The organism is Nocardia sp. NBC_00403 (assembly GCF_036046055.1).
Lineage (GTDB): Bacteria > Actinomycetota > Actinomycetes > Mycobacteriales > Mycobacteriaceae > Nocardia.
The window spans coordinates 3,932,545-3,957,072 of record NZ_CP107939.1 but is presented as its reverse complement, the minus strand read 5'-3'; the positions used below and the strand labels follow the sequence as shown (position 1 = coordinate 3,957,072).

Here is a 24,528-nt window from a genome sequence, read left to right as displayed (position 1 = left end):
GGAAAGGTCGCGGTGGGCGAGCGCGCCGAATGGGCGGCCGTTTCGGTCGCCGACTCCTCGAGCGCCGTGCACCGGCGGCTGCCGGTTCCGGACGCGGCGCCGGTCGTGGCGGCCGCCGCCCAGATGCGCGTCACGTCAGCCGACCACCCCCGTCGACGTGCAGGGTGGTGCCGGTGAGGAATGGGTTCGTCAGGGCGAGGAGAGCCGCCGCGGAGATGTCGGACGGCAGGCCGACGCGGCGGGCGGGGTTGGCGGCGGCGACGTCGGCGAAGAAGCGGTCCTTGGCCGCCATCGCGTCCCACGCGCCCGAGTCGACGATGCCCGGCGACAGCGCATTGACCCGGATGGGGGCCAGCTCCACCGCGAGCGCCTCGGCGAGGAAGCTCACCGCGCCATTGGTGGTCGCCATGACCGCGCGTCCCGGGCCCGGCCGCCACGCGGCGACGCCGGAGAACAGCAGGATCGCACCGTCTTCGCGGATTCGGGGCGCGAAGTGTTTGGCCAGCAGGATCGGGCCGATGACCTTGGCGTCGAATGCGCGAGCCACCGCCGCCCGGCCCAGTTCCGTCACCGGTCCGTTGGCGTGGGCCGCGGCCACCGACACCAGGTAGTCCACGTCGCCGATCTGCTCGGCCAGCCGCTGGATGGATTCCTCCGCGCCGAGGTCGACCCGGGCGGTGCGCACGTGGTCGCCGAGTATTGTCTGCGCCGTCCCCGGCGCGCCGCTGTCACGGCCCGCGATGATCACCGTCGCGCCCGCAGCGGCCGCATCGGCCGCGATCTGTCTGCCGATGCCCGAACTACCGCCGATGATGACCAATTTCTTGCCGTCCATCGAGCCTGTCATGGGTCTCCTTCGGTAGTTGTTGTCCTTTCACCGAAGTCGAACGCCGCACCACGATCGAGCAATCCCGTCGTGATATCGATCTTTTCTGTGTGTCCGATAGAATTTGCGAATGCCAACATTGCGAGGGCTGGAATGCTTTGTGGCCGTGGTGGATTTCGGCTCGGTGACCGAGGCTGCCGCGCGCCTGCACATGTCACAACCCGCGTTGTCACATCAGATTGCGGCATTGGAGCGAGAAATCGGCACCCCAGTGGTCGAGCGACTGCCTCGTGGGGTGCGTCCGACGGCGGCGGGACGCGCGATCGTCATGGACGCGCGAGCCGCACTGGCCGCGGCCGAGCGGGTCGTGGCCACCGGCCGAGCCGTCGCCCGCGGCGCCGAGGGACAGCTGCGCATCGCGTGCGCGGAGAGCATGACGGCCGGGTTGCTCGCACCGGTGCTGCGGGCGTGGCATCGCCGCCATCCTGGCGTTCACCTCGCACTGACCGAGCTGGCCAGCGCCGATGCTCTCGCCGAGCTGGTGGCCGCGGGCGAGGTCGATATCGCGATCGGTCCGCGACCGTCGCGGTGGGATGGGCCCATCGATGTGATCGGCGAGGAAGAAATCGTCGCCGCGATGGCCGGTGACAGTGCTCCCGCCACCCCCATGACCTTCGCCGACCTCGCCGCGGCGCCGATGGTCCACTATCACCCCGACAACGGACTCGGCAGCTGGATCGACGAGACCGCCGCCCGCAACGGCGTCACACTGACCGCTGCCACCCGCACCAAACAGGCAACCACCGCCGCACAGCTGGCAGCGGCCGGTCTCGGTGTCGCACTGGTGCCGACGACCGCACTGACCGCAACCTTCGCGGGCGCGGTTCGCAGCATCGCGCCGCCGCTGACCCGCGCCGTCGTCTGCCTCACCACCACACCGAACGACCCACTAGTCCAGCGGTTCCGCACAGATATCCGACGCCGCGGCATCCCGGTGCCCGCACCGATCACCGCACAACTCACCCCGCCACAGTGATGCGCTGTCCACACAACAGCGCCGCAAAGATAATCACCTACGGCGCGCCTCGACAGCGGACTCGGCGGAAGGCTCCGTCGATCATCAACGGCAACCGGTCGCCGCGGTATCGGCCGACGCACGAAACCACCCGGCCGATCCCCCGCCGTCTCACCCGCTCAGTGCTTGCGCACCACTCGCTCCCCCTGGCCCGGCTTCCAGATGGTGATGTCCAAGTGGTCGTCGACGACTGCGACGGTCGAGGCGCTGGTCAGGTCCGCGACGAAGAAGTGGTCGAATTCTTGTCCGCGGAGGTCGAAACCGCTGTCGTCGAAGAGCTTCTGCGCGAAACGCGCATGGACTTCTTTGTCGCGGAGATCGGTGACGGTGCCGAAGAGTTTGGCGTCGCCGTCACCGACCTTGGTGTCCACCGTCGCGGTGTGCAGGCAGAAGCGCGGGTCGCGCTCCAGGTCCTTGAACTTCGTCGTATCGGGCATACCCACGATCGTCAGCATGTCCTCGAAGATGATCGGCTCGACAGGGCTGATCCTGGGGAAACCGTCGGATCGGAGCGTGCCGAGCATGCAGAGGTTGCCGGTGGCTTTGTGCCGACGGGTGAACACCGCGGCGATCTGGGGCGCTTCTTCGGTGAACTGGCTCCAAGTGGTCATACCGACGACTCTATGACCAAACCCTGACACCTTCTGTCAGGGTTTGGCGACTAATCTCGAATTCATGAGGGCAAGCAGATTGGTCCAGCTGCTGTTGCTGCTACAGACGCGTGGCCGGTCGACAGCGCCAGAGCTGGCGGGTGAGCTGGGGGTGTCGGTGCGCACGGTCTATCGCGATATCGATGCACTGTCGGCGGCCGGTGTTCCGATCTTCACCGAACCGGGGCGGGCAGGCGGCGTCCAGCTCGTCGACGGCTACCGGACCCGGCTGACCGGACTGACCACCGAAGAGGCCGACGCCGTACTACTGACCGGATCACCCTCCGCCGCAGCCGATCTCGGCCTCGGCACCGTGCTCGCGACGGCGCAGCTCAAGGTGCTCGCCGCACTGCCGCCCGAATTGCGCGGCCGGGCAACGCGAATCGCCGAGCGGGTGCATATCGACGCGCCCGGCTGGTTCCATCGCCCTGAGGAGACGCCCACGCTGGCGGCGGTCGCCGATGCGCTCTGGCACGATCGCCGGCTCGCGGTGCGCTACCTGCGCAAGGACAAGGTGGTGGAGCGGCGCCTCGATCCGCTCGGCCTGGTATTGAAAGCGGGCACCTGGTACCTGGTCGGACGGGACGGGACCGCGATCCGTTCCTACCGCGTCGGCCGTATCGCCGCCGCCGAGCCGACTGGCGAAACATTCGACAGGCCAGATGATTTCGACCTGGCCGCGCACTGGTCCGAAGCGGCCGACGATTTCGCGCGGTCGATGCTGCGGGTGCGGGCCCGCTGCCGGATCGCCGAGGGGCACGTGCGCCTGCTGCGACTCAGCTTCGATCCGGCCGCGGTGGCCGAGGCATTGGCGTCGGCGACGCTGCCGGACGCGCAGGGCTGGGTGGAGGTCACTCTCGGCGCAGAGTCCTATCCCGTACTCGCACACGGCATCCTGCCGCTCGGCGAGTACGCGGAGATCCTGGATCCCCCCGAGTTGCGCGCCCAACTCGCCGCGACCGCGGCGGCGATGGCCGAACGCTATGGGCGGCCGGCCGATCACCGGAATTGACGCGGCGGCTGACCGTTTCCTAGCCGCGTTTCACCGCAGTGAGCGGAAAAACTCACGGACGTCGGTGGTCAGCAAATCGGGTGCCTCCATCGCCGCGAAGTGCCCGCCGCGATCGTATTCCGTCCAGCGCACGATGTTGTGGGCTTGCTCGGCCAGCTTCCGAATCGAATTGTCGCCCGGGAAGATTGCCGCACCTGTCGGCACTCCGGAGTTCCTCGAGTCCACGCCCCAGGAGTTCGATTCCCGATAGAGCCGAATCGAGGACGCGAAAGTCTTGGTGAACCAGTAGACGCTGACGTTGGTGAGCAGCGTGTCGAGATTCACCGCATCCTCCGGCAGCTCCTTCGCCGGATTCGTCCACCGCTGGAACATGTCGACGATCCAGGACAGCAGACCGACCGGGGAGTCGTGCATACCGATGGCCAGGGTCTGCGGACGGCCCGACTGCACCATGGCGTACCCGTAACGGGTGTAGCTGTCCGGCCCGGTCATCGCCTCCAGCCGCGCCTGATCCTCCGCGCTGTACTCGGATTCCGCGGCACCCCAGGTCGGTTCGGCTGGGCCCTGCGTCTGATCGCCGTCCCACGACTGCTCGTCACCGCCGAAAGAGGGAATCGTGATCGGACCGTTCACGTGGATGCCGACGAGATGTTCGGTCGCGATGCGCCCCAGTTCGGTGGATACGAAGTACCCGGCATCACCGCCCTGCGCGCCGTAGCGGTCGTAGCCGAGTCGAGCCATGAGTGCGGCGACGACCTCGGCATATCGTTCGGTCGACCCGTCCCCCACCTTCGTGGTGGGGCCGGAGAACGCGAAGCCCGGCAGCGAGGGGACCACCACATGGAAGGCGTCGGCGGGATCGCCGCCGTGTGCGCGCGGATCGGTGAGCGGGCCGATCACCTCCAGGAACTCGACGAACGAGGCGGGCCAGCCGTGGCTGAGCACCAGCGGCAACGCATCCGGTTCCGGTGAGCGCACATGCAGGAAATGCACTGTCTGTCCGTCGATTTCGGTAACGAACTGCGGGATCTCGTTCAGCCGCTGCTCGTGGGCGCGCCAGTCGTAGCGGGTGCGCCAGTACTCGGCGAGCGCCTGCAGATAGGCGACCGGCATGCCGTAATCCCAACCGACACCGGGCAGTTCGTCGGGCCACAGGACGTTGGCCAGCCGGGCGTTCACGTCGTCGATCTGATGCTGCGGAATCTCGATACGGAAGGGGCGGATGTCGTGTTCGCTGCTCATGACAACAACGCTATGACGTGCTTAGGACAGGTTCATTCCTAAGCTTCTGGCATTCTAGTGGCATGTTGGAAACCTCGGCGCGGCTGCTCAGACTGCTCGCGCTGTTGCAGACACATCGAGATTGGACCGGCGCCGACCTCGCCGCACGGCTCGACGTCACCACCCGAACCGTCCGACGCGATGTGGAGCGCCTGCGGGAGCTCGGCTATCCGGTGCACGCCACCAGGGGGACGGGTGGCTATCGCCTCGGCGCGGGCACCGCGCTGCCGCCGTTGCTGCTCGACGACAACGAGGCCGTCGCGGTCGCCGTCGGCTTGCGCAGCGCCTCCGACGGCACGGTCGCAGGCATCGAGGAAGCCTCACTACGCGCGCTGACCAAGCTGGAACAGGTGTTGCCGCCGCGATTGCGGCATCGGGTCCGCACCCTGCGCGGCGCCACCGTTCGCGTCGGCGTGCCGGGTGCGGCAGTCGAGCCGGACACGCTGATGGCTATCGCCGAAGCCTGTCAGCGCCAGGAGCGGCTACGCTTCGACTACCGCACGCACAGCGGGTCGGTCAGCGTCCGCTCGGTCGAGCCGCACAGCCTGGTGCACTTCAGCAGGCGCTGGTACCTCGTCGCCTGGGATGTCGACCGGGCCGACTGGCGCAGCTTTCGGGCCGACCGGATCGCTCCCCGAGTGCCGACCGGGCCGCGGTTCGAACCACGCGAAATCCCGGAAGGTGATGTCGCGGCCTATCTTTCACTGCAACTGTCGGCACGCAGCTGGCCATATCAGGCGACCGTGCTGCTGCACGTCTCCGCGACGGAAGCTGCCGGCAGCGTGTGGCCGGGCATGGGCGTGGTCGCGGCCGTCGACGAGCACAGCTGCCACCTGCACGTCGGCGCGGACACTCCCGAGGCACTGGTCTGGATGATCACTTCGCCCGACATCGACTTCACGCTGCTCAGTGGACCTCGGGAACTGGCCACCGCCCTACGCGCCCAAGCCATCCGCTGCGATCGAGCCCTGCGGAATTTTCCCTCGACCTGAAAACCCGCTGAGCCGCGGCAAATCTGCGGCCCTCTGATCGGAACGGAAAGCCCGAGCCGGAATCGAGTCAGATCTCCCAATCAAGCACCGGAGCAAGGGCTTTGAACTGCGCCCTAGCGGGGATCAACCGCATCACCGCGTTGCGCAGCGCCACCGCAGGCGCGGACGACAGCTGGCCGACAGCACCGATACGCCCGGAGCGGGCCGCGATCATCTGGGTGCGCGGCCTACGCTGCCTGTCATAGCTGGTCAGGTCACCGCCTCCGGCAGCCACCCGGGCGAGGACAACGGCATCCTCCAGCGCCTGGCAGGCCCCTTGCCCCAAGTTGGGGGTCATCGCGTGCGCGGCGTCGCCGATCAAGGCGATCCGTCCTGCGACATAGGTCTTCAGAGCAGGAAGCTCGTAGAGATCGTGCTTCAAGACGGCGGATTCGTCGGCCGCCGCGAGCAGACTCGGGATCGGGTCGTGCCAGGTCCCGAACCGGCGACGCAGTTCGGCGAGCCCCCCACCCGGCGTGCCCGCGGGCATATTGGCCGTCGCGAAGCAGTACACCCTGCCGTCGGCAAGCGCGCCGTACCCGAAACGCTCACCGCGACCCCAGGTTTCCCCCATCTCACCCATCGGCTCGGTCGGCATGACCACTAATCGCCACGCGCTGTACCCGCTGTATCGTGGCGCGACCTCGCCGCACACCGCCTTGCGTACCACGCTGCGGATGCCGTCCGCGCCGACGATCACCTCACCGCTCGACACTCCCGCCGAGTGCACGACCGTGCCGTTGGACCGCACCCCGATCACCGAGATACCGGTGCGCAGCGCGGATTCCGGCACGGACGCACGCAGGATATCCAGCAGGTCGGCACGATGCATCATGATAGGGCTGCCGTAGCGCGCACGGACGGCTAGGTCGGTACGAGATAGCCAGCGCCCCTTGCTATCCCGGATCCCCGCGCCACCCTCCTCGATCGCTCGCGCTCGCACTTCGTCGCCGAGGCCGAGTGCGTCCAGTGCGCGAAGAGCGTTGGGCCACAGTGACAAACCCGCACCGACCTCGGCAATGTGAGTGGACCGCTCCAGGACCTCCACCTCCCAGCCCTGCCGAATGAATCCGATGGCGGTCGCAAGACCACCGATGCCGCCGCCGACGATCACTGCCTTGGACATGTCGCGCTCCCCTTCGATCAGTTGCAGCTCCGTCGCCCGAGCCGGACACGGTGCCGACATGAACATGAACATACTACAGATGTAGTTTCACACACTACTTATGTAGTGCAAGTCACTACTGATGTAGTATTCAAAGGTGCCCACAAAGCGTGAGTCAGTCCTGGACAGTGCGATCGAGATACTCGGATCGCGCGGCCTGCGTGCCCTCACCCACCGTGCGGTCGACGAAGACTCCGGTATGCCGTCCGGCTCGACGTCCAACTACTTCCGCACGCGCGAAGCCCTGCTCTCCGGCGTGGCAGAACGCCTCGAACAACGCGACTACGCGGACTGGGAAGCGCTGAGCCGGATACCGGCACCGACGACCATCGAGCAACTCGTCGACGGCCTGACCTTGCTGGTCACCCACTCGGTCACCATCGACCGCACCAGGACACTCGCGCGCTACGCCATGTTCCTGGAGGCCCAGACCATGCCGGCACTCCAAACCTCCGTGCAGCGCGGGCACGAACGGCTGACGGAATGGATCGCGACGATGCTGCGCACCGTCGCCCCCGGCACGACGGTCGCGAAGCTACTCGTCGACTATCTCGACGGCGTCGTACTCCATCAACTGACCAGCCCGGTGCCGGGGTTCGACCCACGCACCGGGCTGGAAAGGATTGTGCGCGCGCTACTCAGCTGACGATCGCGAACAGGACCGCCGCGACCGCGAAACTCACCACCGACAGCACCGTCTCGAGCACGGTCCAGGTCTGCAGCGTCTGCTTGACCGTCAGGTTGAAGTACTTCGAGATGATCCAGAAGCCGCCGTCGTTGACGTGACTGAGAATGATCGAGCCCGCCGCGATGGACATGGCGATCAACGCGATCGACATCTGCGAATAGCCGTGGCCCGCGACCATCGGTGCGACGATGCCGCCGGTGGTCACGATGGCGACGGTGGCCGAACCCTGGGCGATGCGCAGGCCGCAGCTGATGATGTATGCCAGCACGATCACCGGCAGGCCCGCCGCCGACATGGTGTCGGCGAGGGCGGTGCCGATTCCGGTGGCGGAGATGACCTTTCCGAAGAAGGCGCCCGCACCGACGACAAGCAGCAGCATGCCGACGGGCTTGAGCGACTCCGCGGTGAGGGTGCTGAGCTCCTGCACGCTGGAACCGCGGCGCACACCGAGTACGTAGAACGCGACGAGCACCGCGACGAGCAGCGCGACGGCGGGCGTGCCGAGGAAGGTGAGCACCTGCAGCAGCTGCGAATTCTTGTCCAGCCACTGCGTGCCGAAGGTCGCGCCGAGGATCAACAGCAGCGGAATAGCAATGATGCCGCCGATGACCGCGACGGGAGGCGCGGCTGTCTCGATTTTCGTGACGGTCGAGCCGGGGCCCGCAGTTGTGCCGGGGCCGTCACCGACGACCGGTCCTGTTTGCTCGGTCTCCGGCCGGATCAGGAACTCCTCCGGAACCTCCACCCGCACCCGCTTGCCGATGTAGCTGCCCCACACAATGCCCGCGGCAATGAATCCCGGTATGCCGCAGACGAATCCCATCAGGATCAGCCAGCCGAGGCTGACGCCGAGCAAGCCGCCGAGCGCGACCGGTCCCGGATGCGGCGGCAGGAAGGCGTGCGTCATCGACAGACCCGCGAGCATCGGCATCGCGTACAGCACCAGCGACCGGCCCCCACGCTTGGCGGCGACGTAAACCAGTGGCGCGAGCACGAAGATGCCGATGTCGAAGAAGACAGGGATGCCGAAGATGAGCCCGAGCAGGCCCATCGCCACCGGGGCGCCCTTCTCGCCGAACACGCTCAGCAGCTTTCCGGTCAACACATCGGCGCCACCGGAACGTTCGAGAATCGCGCCGAGCACCGTACCGAGGCCGATGATGACCGCGATGTGCCCGAGGATGCCGCCGAAGCCGGTCTCCAGCAGGGAATCTCCCGGCTTGATCGCCGTGCCGACGATCTTCGACACCGGTAGTCCGGCGGCGAGGGCCAGCGCGAGCCCGGTGAGCAGCAGCGCGATGAACGGCTCCAGTTTGACCTTGATAATGGCAAGCAGCAGTACGGCTATCGCGAGACCGCAGAGCACGAGCAGTCCAGGGGTGGTGGTGCGCAGCCAGTCGACGATGGCGTTCATGCCCGTGCCTCCCCGGCGCTCGGCCCGGGCATACGCCACTCGGCACTGTGTTGAATGGTTCGCTCGCTTGGCTCGCTCACGGGGGTACCTCTCAATTCATGGATCGAACGAATGACGCTGCGCGCGTGGCGATGTCGGACCAGCGGCCCGCGGCGACGTCGGAAGGAGAAACGACATCGGTGCCCGCGGTGACGGCCACGGCGCCGTTGGCGAGAAATTCGGCGGCATTGCCCGCGTTGACGCCGCCCGAGGGGATGAGCGCCACGTCGGGTAAGGGACCGTGCAGGTCTTTCAGATAGCCGGGACCGAGTGCCCGCGCGGGGAAGATCTTGACCGCAGCGGCGCCGAGGTCGAGTGCGGTGAGCACCTCACTCGGTGTGAAAGCGCCCATCACCACCGGGATGCCGCGCCGGGTGGCGACGGCGGCGACCTCGGGGCGCAGCCCAGGGGTGACCAGGAACCGAGCGCCATTGTCGATCGCCGCCTCGGCCTGATCGGCGGTCAGCACCGTCCCGATGCCGAGCACGGCGGCCTCGGTCACGGCCGCAGCGCGCAGGTAGCCGAGCACACCCGGTGTGGTGAAGGTGAGTTCCAGCGCGCGAATGCCCGACCGCGCCAAGGCATCCGCCAACGCCGCGGGGTCCGGGATCTCCGGCGCGCGCACCACGCTGAGCACCCGGTCGGCGCGGATCACGTCGAGAGCGTCGGTGTTCAATACGTCTCCTTCCTGGCGGAATCCATGCGCAGCGCGCGGCCGGCGAGGGTGCCTGTCGGCGCACCGTTTTCGATGGCGAACTCACCGTTGACCAGCACGTGCTGGATGCCGCGCGCCTGCTGTTTCGGGTTGTCGAAGGTCGCGGTGTCGGCGACTGCGGCCGGATCGAACAGCACGAGATCCGCTGCGTACCCGGTGAAAACGAGCCCGCGGTCGCTGAGCCGAAGCCGGTCGGCCGGCCGGCCGGTGAGGTGATGCACGCAGTCCTCGAGCTCGAGGACTCCGAGCTCGCGCACGTATTGACCGAGGTAGCGGGGAAAGGTGCCCCAAGCCCTCGGGTGCGGCCGGTCGCCAACCAGCAGCGCGTCGCTGCCGCCCATGTGTCCGGGATGCACCATGATGGCGCGCACGTTCTCCTCATGGCCGACGTGCTGCAAAATCGTGGTGGCGAACCGATCGCGGCGCAGCAGGCCGAAGAACACGGCCACCGGCGCGACCCCGCTCTCGTCGGCGATCTGATCGATGGTCTTGCCGACGTACCGGTCCAGTTCCGCGTTGGCGACGCCGCTGATCTGAATGGTCTCCCACTCGACGGTAACGCCGTGGCAGCCGTCGGAGCCGTTCACATCGACGTCGAGGGCGATTCGGGCGCGCAGCGCTGGGTCGTCGATCCTGGCCAGTGCCGCGTCCGGTCCACCGGACATGGCCCAGCTCGGCAGCAGCGCGGACAGCGTCGTCGCGCCGGGCAGATACGGGTAGGTGTCCAGCGTGATGTCGCAGCCTTCGGCACGAGCGGCGTCGACCAGCGCGAGAAACTCCGGTGCCCGACCACGATTGACGCCGAAGTTCATGGTGGCGTGGGTGAGATGCAGCGCGCAGCCGGTGCTGCGCGCCAGCTCGATCATTTCCGAGTACGCCTCGAGTGCGCCCGCACCGTAGGAGCGGGTATGCGGGGCATAGAACCCACCGAAGTCCGCGACGACCTCGCACAGCGCGGCCAATTCACCGGTGTCGGCATACATTCCCGGGGTGTAGGTGAGCCCGCTCGACATGCCGACCGCACCCTCGCGCAGACCCTGCGCGAGCAGCTCCTGCATCCGGCGGACTTCGGCCACGGTCGCCGCACGCTGCTCACTGCCGACGACGAGAAGCCGCAGCGTGCCCTGCGGCACCAGGTAGGCGACATTGGGCGTGATGCCCTGGTCCAGGCGTTCCAGATAGTCGGCCACGCTGCGCCAGGAGAAGTCCAGATTCGCGGGATTGCCGTTCCATCCGGCGATCTGACGCCGCAGCACCGCCAGGGTGGCATCGTCGATCGGGGCGTAGGACAACCCGTCCTGTCCGAGGACCTCGGTGGTGACGCCCTGGCTGATCTTCGGGAAGTGATCGGGGTCGGTCAGCAGATGCAGATCCGAGTGCGCGTGCATGTCGATGAAGCCGGGGGCAAGCACCGATCCCGGTGCGGCGTCGACGATCCGGGCGGCGTTGAGCGTGCGCGGCCCGGCGATCTTGGCGATCCGGCCCCGATCGATGAGCACGTCACCGCGGAAACGTGGTGCGCCGGTGCCGTCGACGATGTCGATATCGCGAAACAGTAAGTTGGTCATGGGTATCAGAAGAATGTGTGCAGCAGGTCGACGACCCGCGGACGTTCGGCGTCGGCATCGTCGATCACCGGAATGAGCCGCCATTTGTCGAAGGCGGTGCACGGATGCGAGAGGCCGAGGCGCACCACGCTGCCGACGGGCACCTCCGCTGTGGTGCTGCCGGGCAACCGCAGGAAGGCGTGCTGATCGTTGAGCGCCGACACCGTCGCGGCCGGATTCAGTGAGTCCTCCTGTCCCGCAACGTGTTGCGGGACAGGAAGCCCCTCATCGAAGGGAAGATCACGCTTCCCCGCATCCAGTAGCGCGAGCTCCGGCTCCGGCCGCGACACGGAGCGCGCCCAGCCGTGCATCGCCGAACGCAGCGGCCGCTCGCTTCGCGGTACGGCCAGCGGTGAAATACCTGCGTAGAAGCCGTCGTCATGGATGATGTAGGCGCCGGAGCGCAGCACAATGGTGGTCGGAATACCCTGTGCGCCTTGCTCATCGGCTAATCCGGCCAGGCACTCGACAACCAGGTCGGGGTAGGCGCTGCCACCCGCGGTGATGATCGCGCCGTCGCGGTAAAGGCCGTCGGCGGCGAGTTCGCGGTGCAGTTTTGCGAGTTCGTCGAGATAATGGCGGACGGCCGCAACAGCGTCCGGGGTGCGGTCGTGGGCAAGCGCGCCCTCGTAGCCGCCGACGCCCGCCAGGGCGAGCCGGGCCGAGCGGTCCACCGCAACGGCGATGGCCTTGGCTTCCGCCACTGTCCGGGCACCGGTGCGGCCATGCGGACCACCGAGTTCGACGATCACCCGGATCTCGGCCTGACCCGGTGCCGAGCGCAGGTGCTCGTCCATCAGCGTGACCGTCTCGACGCTGTCGGCCCAGCAGACGAACTCGAAGGACGGGTCTTGCGCCAATTCCGCAGCGAGCCAATGTAAGCCGACCGGATCGACGAGGGCGTTGGCGAGCACGATGCGACCGACGCCGAAGAAGCGCGCGAGCTGGACCTGCCACACGGTGGCCAGCGTGATGCCCCAGCTGCCCGCCACCAGCTGCTGCGCCCACAGTTGCGGAGCCATGGTGGTCTTGCCGTGCGGAGCCAGACGCACGCCCGCGGCCTGCGCCCAGTCGGCCATCACCGCGACATTTTCGGCGACCGCCGCCCGATCCACCGTCAGCACCGGCGTCTCGAACTCGTCGAGATGTGGACCCGAGTCGAGGAACTCCCGGACCGTCCGGCCCCACGCCGCGGGCGGCAGACTCTTGTGCTCTGGACCGAGCACTCGATCTTCCAGTGCGGCAACGGCTTTCTCGTCGATCGTCACGGCATTCCTTCCCTCGGACGGGGTCCGCAGTTCATGCCCCCGAGTTCGCGCTCATTTCATGCAATTCGCGCATTGCACATTTTGCAACGCATGTTGCATATCCTGTTTGGTGTGGTTATTCTGCACGGGATGACCATTGGCCGCAAGCGCAGAAAGGAGATCGATGTGATGTGGCGTACATCGACCCGCTCGCGGGCGGTGACCATCGGAGAAGGGCTTGCCGTCCTGGTGGCGCGACCCGGCCCGCTCGAGGACTCGGACATCTTCGAGCGCACCGCGGGCGGTGCCGAGTCGAATGTGGCCACTGTGCTGACCCAGCTGGGCATCGACGCCGCGTGGATCTCCCGAGTGGGCGATGACGGGTTCGGCCGGTATCTGGTAGGGCATCTCGCGGATCGCGGCGTGGACGTGTCCGCGGTCGTCACCGATCCGACCCGCCCGACCGCGGTCTACGTCAAGGAACGCGGCAGTGGTTCGGGCAAGGCGACAGATCTCGCCGAGCGAGCCAGCCGGATGCTGTACTACCGCACCGGGTCCGCGGCCAGCGCGCTGTCCACGGCCGATCTCGCAGCCACCGCCGCGACCCGCGTGCTCGACACCAGCGAGATCGTGCACTTCACCGGGATCACCACCGCACTGTCGGAGTCGGCTACCGAGCTCACCGAGGCGCTGATCGCGATGCCGCGCCACGGCAGACTGGTCAGCTTCGACCTGAATTTCCGAGCGGCACTATGGGCCGGACGGCTGGAGCGGGCGGCGGATGTGCTCGCCGGGCACGTGCGGGGCAGCGACGTGGCCTTCCTCGGCGCCGACGAGGCGGGCGAGGTGTTCGATGTCGACGACGCGGACCGATTGCGCGCCCTGTTCCCAGAGCCCGAGCATCTGGTGGTCAAGAACAACGAGCACTCGGTGACCGGATTCTCCGGCCACGAGAGGGTGGAGGTGCCCGCGCTCGGACTCGACATCACCGAGCGGATCGGAGCGGGCGACGCGTTCGCGGGTGGGTACCTGGCGGCACTGCTGCATGGGCGGCCACTCGCCCAGCGGCTGCGGTTCGGGCATCTGTGCGCCGCCGCGGCGTTGACCGGCACCGGCGATGTCGCGGAACTACCGTCGCCCGAGGTACTGCAGTCGCTGGCGATTCTCGACGAGACCGCCTGGGCCGGAGTGCATTACGCCGACGCGGTCGTGGCCCACAATGTGGCGTTATGAGCGTTAGGGCAAAGTCATGAGCCAGAGTCTGTTGCGTGCGTTGACCATTCTGCTGTCACTCGGGGAGGATTCACGGTCGCTCGAGCAGTTGGCGACCGAACTCGGCGTGCACAAGTCGACGGTGTTGCGCCTGCTGCAGACCATGGAGTCGCAGCGCTTCGTCACTCATGACAGCCAGCATCAGTATGTCTTGGGCTCGAAGCTGTTCGAGTTGGCCAATCGGGCGTTGGAACAACGTGATGTCCGTACCATCGCACGTCCGCACCTGAGCGCACTGAATTCGGCTACGGGTCAGACGATTCACCTCGCCACCTACGAATCGGGCGAGGCGATATACATCGACAAGTTCGATGCGATGCAGAGCGTGCGCATGTACTCCCGGATCGGGCGGCCCGCTCCGCTGCACTGCACAGCCGTCGGCAAGGTGCTCGTCGCCGCACAGCCGCGGGCGGAATGGCGGGCTATCGCGGAGCGCCTCGACTACCGCACGTTCACCGAGCGCACCATCCGCACTTCCGAGCAGTACCTCGCGGAGCTGGAACTCGTTGCCGCGCAAGGGTATGCCGAAGACCACGAGGAGCACGAAAGCTTCGTCAACTGCATCGGAGTTCCGGTCCGCAATGGCACCGGCGCGGTGGTCGCCGCGGTATCGATGTCGGTGCCCGACATGCTGCTCGACCACGATCAGGTGCTTGCCGAACTGCCGCGCCTGCAGGCAGCGGCAGCAGCCATTTCCACCGAGCTCGGCTGGTCCGCCGGCCGGGTCGCCACCCCCATCTGAGACCACTACAGGAGAGGCAGACCATGAGCGACAAGATCGCCATTCGTACCACCGAAGCGCCCGCCCCCGCGCACACCTTCTCCCAGGGTGTCCGCAAGGGACCGTTCGTCCAGGTCTCGGGCCAGGGACCGGTGGACCCGGTGACCAACGAATATCTGTTCCCCGGTGATGTTGCGGCACAGACCATTCGGACGCTGCAAAACGTGAAGGCGATCATCGATGCCGGGGGCGCCACCTTCGACGACGTGGTGATGCTGCGCGTCTACCTCACCACCCGCGACGATTTCGCCGCCATGAACGACGCCTACGGCGAATTCGTCACCGCCAACACCACCGGCGATGTGCTGCCCAGCCGCACCACTGTCTTTACGGGGCTGCCGCGTGCCGAGATGCTCGTCGAGATCGACGCCCTTGCCATCGTCACCGAATAGACACGACCAGAGCCTCTTTCGAAGTCGAACCGCACCAACACCTCGTGTGATCTCGAAAATCCCTACAACACCACCACAGTTAGTCTTCATGCTGGGAAAATGACCTCCGCCGCGAGCTGAGTCTTTACAACGCCACTACAGCCAGTCCCGACACCGGAAGCGATCACCACACCCTCGAAGGTGGATCTCTATAACGTCACCACAGCCAGTCCGCACGCCGGAAGCTGTGTGCCTGCCTACTCAGGTTGCGGAAGAGAAAGCCGGGTACGGCACACGACGTGCCCGGCACTGCCCTGAGAACCATCCCAACGCAACGTGCGCACCCGAACCGGGCCCGAGCGGGGTGCGTTGCGGGAACGAACCCACCACGATGCCGTCCCGGAAAGATGTGCCTACCCGGGTGCTACCAGGCAGTGCTGGGCGCGTCGGGTGCCGTCCCCGACTTACCTCCCGCAGCCAGGTGCGCGGTGTCGAGTTCCGGCGTGGTCATCTGGCTGTGGTGCCGTTCTCGAGAACTCCTTCTCGAGCGAGCGTAGTGAAATGGTGGTTGGGGGTGGGGGTTGGAACCACCATTTGACTACGCTCGCCGTTTGGCATTGGGCGTTCGGATGACGACCCGCTAGCCGGAGTTGCGTAGGGCGGTGGCCAGGCCGTTCATGGTTAGTAGGATGCCGCGTTTTACCAATTCCGAGTCGTCGCCGGCGCGGAGGCGGCGCAGCAGCTCTACCTGCATTTGGTTCAGTGGTTCCAGGTATGGGAAGCGGTTGTGGATGGACTCCGCCAGGCTCGGGTTGTCGGCCAGCAAGTGGTTGTTGCCGGTGATGGCGGCGTGCATGCGGATGGTTCGGGTGTGCTCGTCGCGGATCATGCCGAAGATCTGCTCGCGCAGGGCGACGTCGTCGACCAGTTCGGCGTAGCGGGCGGCGATGTCGAGGTCGCTCTTGGCCAGCACCTGGGCCAGGTTCGACAGCACGGTGCGGAAGAACGGCCAGCGGCGGTAGAGGTCGGCCAGCGTGGCCAGGCGGTCGGGGTCGCCGCCGATCCACTCCTCCAACGCCGATCCGGTGCCGTACCAGCCGGGCAGCATCACACGCGCTTGGCTCCATGACATCACCCAGGGGATGGCGCGCAGATCGGAGACCGAATTCGTCGGTTTGCGCGAGGCGGGCCTGCTGCCGATATTCAGGTCGGCAACCTCGGCCACCGGCGTCGACTGGCGGAAATACTCCACGAAGCCCGGTGTTTCGTGCACCAGACGCGAGTATGCGGCGCGGGCGCGGGCAGCCAAGTCGTCCATGAGCTCGTAGGAGGGCTCGGCTTCGGTGCCCAGGCCCTCGACGTCGAGCAGCGTCGATTCCAGCGTGCCCGCAATGAGCGATTCCAGATTGCGGTGCGCGGCACCGGGTTCCGCGTATTTGGCGGCGATGACTTCACCCTGCTCGGTCAGCCGCAACGAACCGTGCACCGCGCCCGCGGGCTGGGCCAGAATGGCGTCGTAACTGCGCCCGCCGCCACGACCGACGGTCCCGCCGCGACCGTGGAAGAGCCGCAGGCGAATTCCGGACTTGCGCGCCACTTCGACCAGGTCGAGTTCCGCGCGGTACAGCGCCCAGTTGGCGGCCAGGTACCCACCGTCCTTGTTGGAATCGGAATAGCCGAGCATCACCTCCTGCCGCATTCCCTTGGCGGACACCAGCTCTCGATAAACCGGAACGTCCAGCGCGGCGGCCAGGGTCGCGGCACCCGCGCCGAGGTCTTCGATGGTTTCGAACAGCGGCACGATGCCCACCGAGCAGCTCGGCGGCCCGTCCGGCTCGCCGGGATCGAGCAGCCCACCCTCCTTCAGCAGCAGCGCGGCCTCCAGCATGTCGCTGACCGAGGTGCACATGCTGATGATGTAGTTCGGCACCGCCTCCGTGCCGAGGGTCTGCACCACATTCCGTGCGGCACGAACGATGCCGATCTCCTTGGTCGCGAGCTCACTGAGCCGGGCGTGCGGGCCGAGTAGGGGGCGGCGGGTGCGCAGCTCGGCGGCCAGCAGATCGACCCGCTCGGCTTCGGACAGGCTCGGATAGTCCGGATGCACACCGGCCCAGGCCAGCAGCTCCGCGACGACCTGTTCGTGCACCTCCGAGTTCTGGCGCATGTCCAGGCCCTGCAGATGGAAGCCGAAGGTTTCGATCGCGTACCGCAATGCCGCGAGCCGATCGTCGGCGAGCAGGCCGTCACCGCTGGCACGCAGCGATGCGTCGATCGCATCCAGGTCGTCCAGTACCGCTTGCGGCGTCGGATACGGCTGCGCGGCAACGGCTGCCGCGCTACTCGCCACACTCGATGACGGTCCCACAGCGCCGACGACCCGGGCCGCGCTCGACCGGGCTCCACCCTGCGACAGGTCCCCCGACCCGTCGACCGATTCGTCCGGCACGACACCGAGCGCGTGTCTTGCCGTTGCGGCCACACGCAACCGAATCCCGTGCAGGGCACGGCGATACGGTTCATCCGCGTGCGTTGCCGGGTCGGGATAGCCGGTCGCGGCGAGCGCGGCCACCTCCGGTGTCACCGGGACCAGACGCGCGGACTGCGACAGCGACTTCTCCAACTCCACCAGTTCGCGCAGGTACCGACCGAAGGCGACGGACGCGGCCTGGTGCGCCGCAGTGCCGACCACTTCCGCTGTCACATAAGGGTTTCCGTCGCGGTCACCACCGATCCACGAACCGGGACGCAGGATCGGCCGTGCCAAGAGCTCGACACCGGGCCAGCGCGACCGCAGCGCCGCCCGCACCTCGGCGTTTATCGCCGGGATGACATCGAACAGCGTGAGCTCGTAGTAACGCAGCCCGACCGCGATCTCGTCCTGAATCCGCAAGCGCTGCAATCGGATCAGCGCGGTCCGCCACAGCGTGAGCACCTGGCGGCGGATCTTCAGCTCGAATGCGGTGCGCTCGCGTTCGGTCTCGGTGTAGCGCTGCCGCAACCGCATCAGTTCGGTGATGCGGGTCTGCACGTCGAAAACGGTGCGGCGACGGGTTTCGGTCGGATGGGCGGTGATCACCGGCGACACCGACGCATCGGCGAGCAATCCGGCGACTTCGGCGCCGTCCAGCGCGGCCGCGTCGAGTTTGCGATAGGTGGCTGCCAGCGACGAATCCTGCGGCGGCTCCCCCGCCGCCTCGTGCACGGCGCGGCGACGGTCGCGCTGGATGTCCTCGGCCAGATTGGCCAGCAGCACGAAATAGCTGAACGCGCGGATCAGCGGGAGCGCGACAGCGATGTCGACGCCGTCGAGCATCTCGGCGACCGCGCTGCGTTCGACCTCCTCGCGACGCACCCGAAAGGCCTCGATGCGCACCCGCTCGATGAGATCGAATACCTCGGGCCCCTCATGATCACGAATGGTGTCGCCGAGGACGCCACCGAGAAACCGGATGTCGTCCCGCAGCGGCCGGGTCGCGTCCTGCTCCGTCTCGATCCGCGCTTCGCTCATGAACCTGACACTACTGCGCCGACATCAGCGCATTGCGGTGATGTCGGCCGCACTCTTCCCGGGCTCCAACCCACCGGACGCCACTCCACCGGCACACCGTGGCGGGCGTTTCCGGCGTGGCGCCGCAGTCAGGTACCACTCGCCGCTCAGACCTTTTTGACGACGCTGGATTTGAGTTGCATGGGGCCGATGCCGTCGACCTTGCAGTCGATGTCGTGGTCGCCTACTCCGTTGACGAGGCGGATGTTGCGGACCTTGGTGCCCGCCTTGATACCGGTGGGGCTGCCCTTGACTTTCAGTGTCTTGATCACGGTGACGGTGTCACCGTCGGCGAGCACATTGCCGACGGCGTCGCGGATAGCATCGTCCGCGCCGCGCTCGACGGCGGCCACTGCCCACTCGTGCGCGCATTCCGGGCACACCAGCAGGGCACTCACCTCATAGGTGTACACGCTGGAACACTCGGGGCACGGGGGCAAGTTCTCGGGCACCGCAGGAGCGTACCCGCAGGTACGGTTGGCGAGGGAAACGCAGATCCGAGAGCCAGGAGCCGGGCGAGTACGCCGCGCGCCGGCGGACGCTGGTCGAGGGCTACCCGGACTTCCCGACCTATCAGGCACTCACCTCGCGCAAGCTGCCTATCGCGGTGCTGACTCGCGCTATCGGCTGAGCAGCGTCCGCGTTCGGTTCCCAGCACCGCCGAGTACTGATGGCAGCGACGGGAACCGACCCGCGCGTCGTACCGGTGGCTCAGCCCGGAAGCTGGGAGAACCGGAGATGGTTGCCCCACGGGTCACGGAAACCGCAGTCCCGCACACCGTACGGCTGGGTGATCGGCTCCTGAGTGACCTCGACGCCCGCGTCACGCAGGCGGGCGAAGGTGTCGTCGACGGCCTCGGTGGTGAAGATCAGCGTGCCTTGCGCGCCGCTGGCGAGTCGGGCACGGGCAGCCGCGGCGGCCGCCTCGTCCGGCACCATGTCGGGGACCTCCAACAGGAATTCGATGCTCGGCTGCGACGCGGGCCCGACGGTCAGCCAGCGGACGCCGCCGAACGGCAGGTCCTGGCGCACTTCGAGGCCGATGACATCACGGTAGAACTCCAGCGCCTTCTCCTGGTCCGCGACCAGCACCGCGACGTGGGTGAGTGCGAGATCTTTGCCGTTGCTCATGGGTTTCGCCTTTCTGTCGAACTCATGGGGACAGTACTGATGACGAACTCTCGATCAAAAAGTAATCGGTGTCGCTGCTGATGTCCGGCTAGCGCTTCGGCCCGTGCCAGGACGGCTCCGCCACCATCCTCTGCCCGGCGACCGCGGTCGCTGCGCATTCCTCGACCAATTCGATGGTGCGGGCATCGCAGGCCCCGTCGGACAGTGCGGTCACCGACGTCTGTGGCCGGCACAGCTAGCCGACGTCGCGAGCCTGGAGTCGAGGGGCCGACACGCGGTGCAGGAGGACCTGTTCGAGGAGTGCCACCAGGACTGCTTTGACCGATTCACGTTGGCGGGCATCACATTCCAGGACCGGGATCCAGTCGTCGAGATCGAGCGCCTCGCGGACCTCGTCGAGGTCGAACTGGTCGCCGTGCTCGAATCGGTTGACCACGACGACGAACGGGGTGCGGTGCTCCTCGAAGTAGTCGAGAACCGGGTAACAGTCTTCGACTCGGCCGGTGTCCACCACGATCACCGCGCCGAGTGCGCCGTCGACCAGGTCGTCCCACAGGAACACGAAGCGATCCTGGCCCGGGGTACCGAACAGATAGAGGATCAGCGAGCTGTCCAGGGTGATCCGACCGAAGTCGAGAGCGACGGTGGTCTGTGTTTTGTCAGCACTCCTGCCGGGATCGTCGACGCCGACCGCGACCTCGGTCATCGCGGCCTCGGTTACCAGCGGCTCGATCTCGGAGATGGCGCCGATGAAGGTTGTTTTGCCGACACCGAATCCGCCGCTGATCACGATCTTCACCGACGAGGGCAGCCGCCCGGCGGTGGCTGGTGTCCGAACTTCAGAGTGCCCGTACAAGGTCCCTTATCCTCTCGATGGCTGCGGTGGACAGTTCCGGGGCGTCGCGCACCGCGACATGGCCGGCCGCCGCGAGATCGCTGACAATGACTTTCGCGACGCCGACCGGCACGTGCAGTGCGGTGCCGATCTCGGCGATGGAGTGAGGTCGTTGACACAGCCGCACCACGGTGCGCTGCTCGAATTGCAGTGGCGCGGAAAGGGCGGCGGGCGGAGCGTGCACAAGGGTCTCGATGCGCAACCCGTCCAGCAACGGTGTGGTGCGCCCTGCGGTGACGACGAAAGGGCGGACGAAGCGGTCGGCGTTCTGATCCTGGGCGACTGCTTCGTCGGTACGATCCCGCGGCTGGTCTGGTGCGAACCAGCCGACGAACCGATTCACCGGGATCATCCTCGGGTCCGGCAGCCGCGGCCGGTCTGGATCTCTCATCTGCGCAACGTCTCACGCAATTCCGAGATCAGGACCGGGTCCAGTAGCCCGCCCGCACGCTCTGCCAGCACCGCCATCTCGTAGCCGACGAGACCGATATCGCAACCGCCGTCCGCGATCACACCGAGGCAGCTGCCGTCACCGAGGGCGGAGACCAGCAGGAACCCGCGCTTCATCTCGATCATGATCAGCTCGAGGCCGTCGAAGGAATAGCTGCGCGACGCACTGCGCGCCAGGCTGGACAGGCCCGAAACCATCGCGGCAAGCCGGTCGGCACCGGTCCGGTCCAAGCCGTCGGACATCGCGATGAGCAATCCGTCCGAGGACACCGCGACGGTGTCACGGACACCGTCGGTGTCGCGGACGAAGTTGGCCAGCATCCAGTTGAAGGTGTGCGGGTCGGCGCTCTGCATGTGGGTGGTCACCGAATCTCCTCTGCGGTGGTTGTGACGGAACCTGAGGTCTGCACCAGATCCGTGGCACGCGTGTCGATATCGGGAGATCCGGCAACGTGGGCGTGCGGCGATCCGGAGTGCGCCGAGTCCGGCCCGCCCCGCTGATGGCCGACCCGGAACGACGACAGCATGCTGCGAACCGCGTCGGGCGAACGCTCCGTCACCGGCGCGCTCGGCTGCCCCGATCCGCTGCGCGGTGCGTTGCCTGTCGTTTCGGACGCACGAGTTCGCTTGTTGCGCTTGACCAGTCCGTTGCGCGTGCGCCGCACGCCCGCTACCTCGACAGGCGGTTCGCCGGATTCGACGGACATGTCGCCGGTTTCGGGGATCAGCCACATCGACTGTTCCGACGCAGGCAGCAGGTCCGCGGGCGCACCCGCCTCGAGACCGTCCTGCGCACGCCCATTCGTAGCGGCATCTCCTGACGATCCGGCGATCCCGGCCGCGGAGCCGTTCGCGGCAGGCATCGACGCGTGCACCACGGATGCGGACAGCAAGTGCGTGAACGGCGCAGGCGCGGGTCTCGGCGATCCTGATCCCACCCTGGGATGAGCGGGGCCCGTCATTCCCGGGGTGCGGCTTCCCGCTGAGCCGGTGAGCGTACTCCGGTCGGTGTCGCGCGCAGATCCCGATCGGCTGATCATGTTTATCTGCGCACCAGCTACTTCGGGCGCTGTGTGCGTGGGCAACCGCCCTGTCATCGCGGCGACAGCGGCGCCATTGTGTCCTGCGCTGGACGCCGCAGCCCCCGACTCCGACCACGAACCGGCGACTGCGGCGGCAATAGCCTGTGCACCCGTTGTCACGGTGACCTGCTCGGATGCCGCCGGTTCCGCGACCGTCCGTCCCGCGGGTGGCGCAGGATGCCGATCCTTGTCGCCGGCAAGAATATTCGCGGGCAGCAGCAACCGGGCAACGATCCCGCTGACCGGCGACACAATGAGTTCGACATCGATGCCGAGCCGCTGCGCCAACCGCCCGACCACGTAATGCCCGAGGTAGCGCGTCGGCGCGACAACGAAGTCCTGCTCACCGCGCAGCCTGGCGTTGGCCGCGGCCAACTGCGGCACCGGCATGCCGACGCCGTGGTCCACCACGGCGAGCAGATAGCCGCCGGGCAGCTTGCGCCCGTAGATCTCCACCTCGAGATCCGGTGGGGAGAAGGCGAGTCCGTTCTCGATCAGTTCGGCGAGCATGTGCGCGAGCTCGCTGACCACCGCGCCGGTAATGGCGATGTCGTCCACCCGGCGCAGCACGACGCGGCGGTAGTCGTCCACCTCCGACAGTCCGGCCCGGATCACGTCGGTGAGCGGGATCGGCTCGGCCCAGCGCCGCGGGCTCACCTCACCGACGAGGACGAGCAGGCTTTCGGCGTTGCGACGCATGCGGGTTGCGAGGTGGTCGAGCTCGAACAGGTTCGACAGCGCCTTGGGATCGAGTTCCTCTCTTTCGAATTCGCTGATCAGACCGAGCTGGCGGCGCACCAGATTCTGGTTGCGGCGCGCCAGGTTGGCCATCGACTCGGTGGTGTTGCGGCGGACGAGCGCCTGCTCGGAGGCGAGTTCGAAGGCAGTGCTCTGCACCCGATCCAGCGCGCCTGCCACGGCCGCGATCTCGATGGTCGCGCCGCGCGGTGTGCGCACCGCCGGCGGCGGATCGGGCGATGCGTCACCGGAAATCTGCCAAGCCGCAATGACATCGGGCAACCGTCGGGTCGCGACCTCGTCGGCCTCGGCCGCCAGCGCGCCCAGTGGGCGCACGATGGCTCTGACGCTGGTGATCACCAGCATGACCTCCGCGAGAATGGCGAGCAGTGCGGCGAGCAAAAATCCGCCGAGGGTCAGCGCCGCGTCTTTGCGCGACACGGCGGCGCGCTGCCGGACATCGTCACCGACCGCCTGCTGCACCGCGCGCTGCTCATCGATGACGCCGGTCATCTGCGACCACCAGGTGATCGGATCGACCGATCGCACCAGCGGACCCATGCTGGACGCGATCGCGATTTTTTCCGATTCCATTGCTCTGGTGGCGTTTTCGCTGCGCATCGCGGCCTCGAGGAGCGCCTGCTCGGCCGCGGTGGCATCACGCGCAAAGGCAGCAAGACCGGCAACCTTGGCGGCGCGGATGTCGAGGAACTGCACGTACTCGCCGGGACCGAATTCATCGGCGGCGAAAACGCCATTGAGGAATCCGCGTTCCTTGGCTGTGTGCTCCTTGGCGTCGCCCAGCGCGTACAGCGCTTGCAAGCCATGGCGGACCTGCGGGTCACCGGCCTGATCGAGGCCGAGCGCAAGGCGATTCAGTGCGGCGATGCCATCGGTGTAGAACTGGAAGGCGGCTTGCCGGGTGGTCCGCCGGGTATCGACCTGCGTGCGGGTCGCGGCTAGCGCGCCGAACTGTCCGACCGCCGAATGCACCTGGGCCGCACCGGGCGGACCTCCGGCCAACGCGTCATCGAGCAGCCTCAATGACCGGTCGGTGCGGGCGCGTTGCTCGGCGACGGGCTGCTGCAGCCGGGTGTCGCCGCCGAGCAGGCCGTTGCTCAGCCCGCGTTCACGCTGCGCTTCCTGCACCACGTCCTGCACCGCGAGCGCCAGCGACACCGCACGCACCGTGTCGCCACTACGCCGGAAGGCATCGATTTCGCGGGCGATGGTGATGCCGAGCAGTGCGAGCACCAAAGTCAATGAGAGAGCGAGGATTCGGGCCAATTGCCCCCGAATGGTGCGTGCCCGCACCATTCGACTGCTCGACACCTGCCGTTCATCTCTCGCCTCGGTTCGGGTGAGTTCCGGTGTGCCGCCGGATAATTCCGGTCGTCGACGTACACGCACCACCCTGCTCCTCCGCTGCCGGCCGTGCCAGCTCCACGGCGAGCACACGGAAAGTCAGGAGCAAGCTTCCCCAGGGCGCATCGCGGTGTCAACGCGAA

General features: G+C 67.1%; 22 protein-coding genes. 7 read left to right on the top strand and 15 right to left on the bottom strand.

The window, feature by feature from the left end:
• Positions 1-130: 130 nt before the first annotated feature.
• A complete protein-coding gene (locus tag OHQ90_RS17480) occupies positions 131-847 on the bottom strand; it encodes an SDR family oxidoreductase (protein WP_328411795.1) in 717 nt (238 codons plus the stop codon).
• A 109-nt stretch (positions 848-956) separates the two neighbouring features.
• Between OHQ90_RS17480 and OHQ90_RS17475 the strand changes: the two genes are divergently transcribed.
• Positions 957-1,862: a LysR family transcriptional regulator gene (locus tag OHQ90_RS17475; protein ID WP_328411793.1), complete on the top strand. Its 906-nt coding sequence runs from the start codon at positions 957-959 to the stop codon at positions 1,860-1,862.
• A gap of 158 nt (positions 1,863-2,020) precedes the next feature.
• Here OHQ90_RS17475 and OHQ90_RS17470 read toward each other — a convergent pair whose 3' ends face one another.
• Positions 2,021-2,512 (bottom strand): pyridoxamine 5'-phosphate oxidase family protein, encoded by a 492-nt coding sequence (locus OHQ90_RS17470; RefSeq protein ID WP_328411791.1) that lies wholly within the window; start codon positions 2,510-2,512, stop codon positions 2,021-2,023.
• Between the two features lie 64 nt (positions 2,513-2,576).
• Between OHQ90_RS17470 and OHQ90_RS17465 the strand changes: the two genes are divergently transcribed.
• Positions 2,577-3,563 (top strand): helix-turn-helix transcriptional regulator, encoded by a 987-nt coding sequence (locus OHQ90_RS17465; protein ID WP_328411789.1) that lies wholly within the window; start codon positions 2,577-2,579, stop codon positions 3,561-3,563.
• Positions 3,564-3,593: 30 nt separating this feature from the next.
• Here OHQ90_RS17465 and OHQ90_RS17460 read toward each other — a convergent pair whose 3' ends face one another.
• A complete protein-coding gene (locus OHQ90_RS17460) occupies positions 3,594-4,805 on the bottom strand; it encodes an epoxide hydrolase family protein (protein ID WP_328411787.1) in 1,212 nt (403 codons plus the stop codon).
• A 62-nt stretch (positions 4,806-4,867) separates the two neighbouring features.
• Between OHQ90_RS17460 and OHQ90_RS17455 the strand changes: the two genes are divergently transcribed.
• Positions 4,868-5,836 (top strand): helix-turn-helix transcriptional regulator, encoded by a 969-nt coding sequence (locus OHQ90_RS17455; RefSeq protein WP_328411785.1) that lies wholly within the window; start codon positions 4,868-4,870, stop codon positions 5,834-5,836.
• A gap of 67 nt (positions 5,837-5,903) precedes the next feature.
• On the opposite strand, the gene OHQ90_RS17450 is transcribed toward OHQ90_RS17455, so the two are convergent.
• Positions 5,904-7,001 carry an FAD-dependent monooxygenase gene (locus OHQ90_RS17450; RefSeq protein ID WP_328411783.1) on the bottom strand — a complete coding sequence of 366 codons (1,098 nt, stop codon included), beginning with the start codon at positions 6,999-7,001 and terminating at the stop codon, positions 5,904-5,906.
• A gap of 136 nt (positions 7,002-7,137) precedes the next feature.
• On the opposite strand from OHQ90_RS17450, the gene OHQ90_RS17445 reads away from it, so the two are divergent.
• Positions 7,138-7,686 carry a TetR/AcrR family transcriptional regulator gene (locus tag OHQ90_RS17445; protein WP_328411781.1) on the top strand — a complete coding sequence of 183 codons (549 nt, stop codon included), beginning with the start codon at positions 7,138-7,140 and terminating at the stop codon, positions 7,684-7,686.
• Here the strand turns inward: OHQ90_RS17445 and OHQ90_RS17440 are convergent.
• From OHQ90_RS17440 to OHQ90_RS17425, 4 genes are all read right to left on the bottom strand, one after another.
• Positions 7,679-9,142: a GntP family permease gene (locus OHQ90_RS17440; protein WP_328411779.1), complete on the bottom strand. Its 1,464-nt coding sequence runs from the start codon at positions 9,140-9,142 to the stop codon at positions 7,679-7,681. The genes OHQ90_RS17445 and OHQ90_RS17440 overlap by 8 nt on opposite strands.
• A 91-nt stretch (positions 9,143-9,233) precedes the next feature.
• Positions 9,234-9,857, bottom strand: coding sequence for a bifunctional 4-hydroxy-2-oxoglutarate aldolase/2-dehydro-3-deoxy-phosphogluconate aldolase (locus OHQ90_RS17435; RefSeq protein ID WP_328411777.1), 624 nt, complete (start codon positions 9,855-9,857; stop codon positions 9,234-9,236).
• Complete coding sequence (locus OHQ90_RS17430) at positions 9,854-11,464, bottom strand: N-acyl-D-amino-acid deacylase family protein (RefSeq protein ID WP_328411775.1); 1,611 nt, start codon at positions 11,462-11,464, stop codon at positions 9,854-9,856. The genes OHQ90_RS17435 and OHQ90_RS17430 overlap by 4 nt, the downstream gene beginning before the upstream one ends.
• A gap of 5 nt (positions 11,465-11,469) precedes the next feature.
• The gene (locus tag OHQ90_RS17425) at positions 11,470-12,771 is read right to left on the bottom strand and encodes an amino acid deaminase (RefSeq protein ID WP_328411773.1); all 1,302 of its coding nucleotides are present in this window, start codon (positions 12,769-12,771) and stop codon (positions 11,470-11,472) included.
• A gap of 129 nt (positions 12,772-12,900) precedes the next feature.
• Here OHQ90_RS17425 and OHQ90_RS17420 point away from each other — a divergent pair, with 129 nt between their 5' ends.
• Genes OHQ90_RS17420 through OHQ90_RS17410 form a run of 3 tightly spaced genes read left to right on the top strand, consistent with a single transcriptional unit; the run spans position 12,901 to position 15,195 of the window.
• Positions 12,901-13,983, top strand: a complete 1,083-nt coding sequence (locus OHQ90_RS17420; RefSeq protein WP_328411771.1) for a sugar kinase — start codon at positions 12,901-12,903, stop codon at positions 13,981-13,983.
• 16 nt (positions 13,984-13,999) lie between these two features.
• On the top strand, positions 14,000-14,764 hold the full coding sequence (locus OHQ90_RS17415; RefSeq protein WP_328411769.1) for an IclR family transcriptional regulator: 765 nt from the start codon (positions 14,000-14,002) through the stop codon (positions 14,762-14,764).
• Positions 14,765-14,787: 23 nt separating this feature from the next.
• Positions 14,788-15,195, top strand: coding sequence for a RidA family protein (locus tag OHQ90_RS17410; protein ID WP_328411767.1), 408 nt, complete (start codon positions 14,788-14,790; stop codon positions 15,193-15,195).
• Between the two features lie 619 nt (positions 15,196-15,814).
• On the opposite strand, the gene ppc is transcribed toward OHQ90_RS17410, so the two are convergent.
• The 7 genes from ppc to OHQ90_RS17375 all read right to left on the bottom strand — a co-directional run bounded on the left by ppc (position 15,815) and on the right by OHQ90_RS17375 (position 24,430).
• Positions 15,815-18,685: a phosphoenolpyruvate carboxylase gene (gene ppc, locus OHQ90_RS17405; RefSeq protein WP_328411765.1), complete on the bottom strand. Its 2,871-nt coding sequence runs from the start codon at positions 18,683-18,685 to the stop codon at positions 15,815-15,817.
• Between the two features lie 146 nt (positions 18,686-18,831).
• Positions 18,832-19,176, bottom strand: a complete 345-nt coding sequence (locus tag OHQ90_RS17400; protein WP_328411764.1) for a zinc ribbon domain-containing protein YjdM — start codon at positions 19,174-19,176, stop codon at positions 18,832-18,834.
• A 259-nt stretch (positions 19,177-19,435) separates the two neighbouring features.
• A complete protein-coding gene (locus OHQ90_RS17395) occupies positions 19,436-19,855 on the bottom strand; it encodes a VOC family protein (protein WP_328411762.1) in 420 nt (139 codons plus the stop codon).
• Positions 19,856-20,090: 235 nt separating this feature from the next.
• Positions 20,091-20,666 carry a GTP-binding protein gene (locus tag OHQ90_RS17390; RefSeq protein ID WP_328412917.1) on the bottom strand — a complete coding sequence of 192 codons (576 nt, stop codon included), beginning with the start codon at positions 20,664-20,666 and terminating at the stop codon, positions 20,091-20,093.
• 28 nt (positions 20,667-20,694) lie between these two features.
• A complete protein-coding gene (locus OHQ90_RS17385; RefSeq protein ID WP_328411760.1) occupies positions 20,695-21,141 on the bottom strand; it encodes a DUF742 domain-containing protein in 447 nt (148 codons plus the stop codon).
• Positions 21,138-21,566, bottom strand: coding sequence for a roadblock/LC7 domain-containing protein (locus OHQ90_RS17380; protein ID WP_442941423.1), 429 nt, complete (start codon positions 21,564-21,566; stop codon positions 21,138-21,140). Before OHQ90_RS17380 ends, OHQ90_RS17385 begins: the two co-directional genes overlap by 4 nt.
• Positions 21,563-24,430: a sensor histidine kinase gene (locus tag OHQ90_RS17375; protein ID WP_328411758.1), complete on the bottom strand. Its 2,868-nt coding sequence runs from the start codon at positions 24,428-24,430 to the stop codon at positions 21,563-21,565. Before OHQ90_RS17375 ends, OHQ90_RS17380 begins: the two co-directional genes overlap by 4 nt.
• Positions 24,431-24,528: the final 98 nt, after the last annotated feature.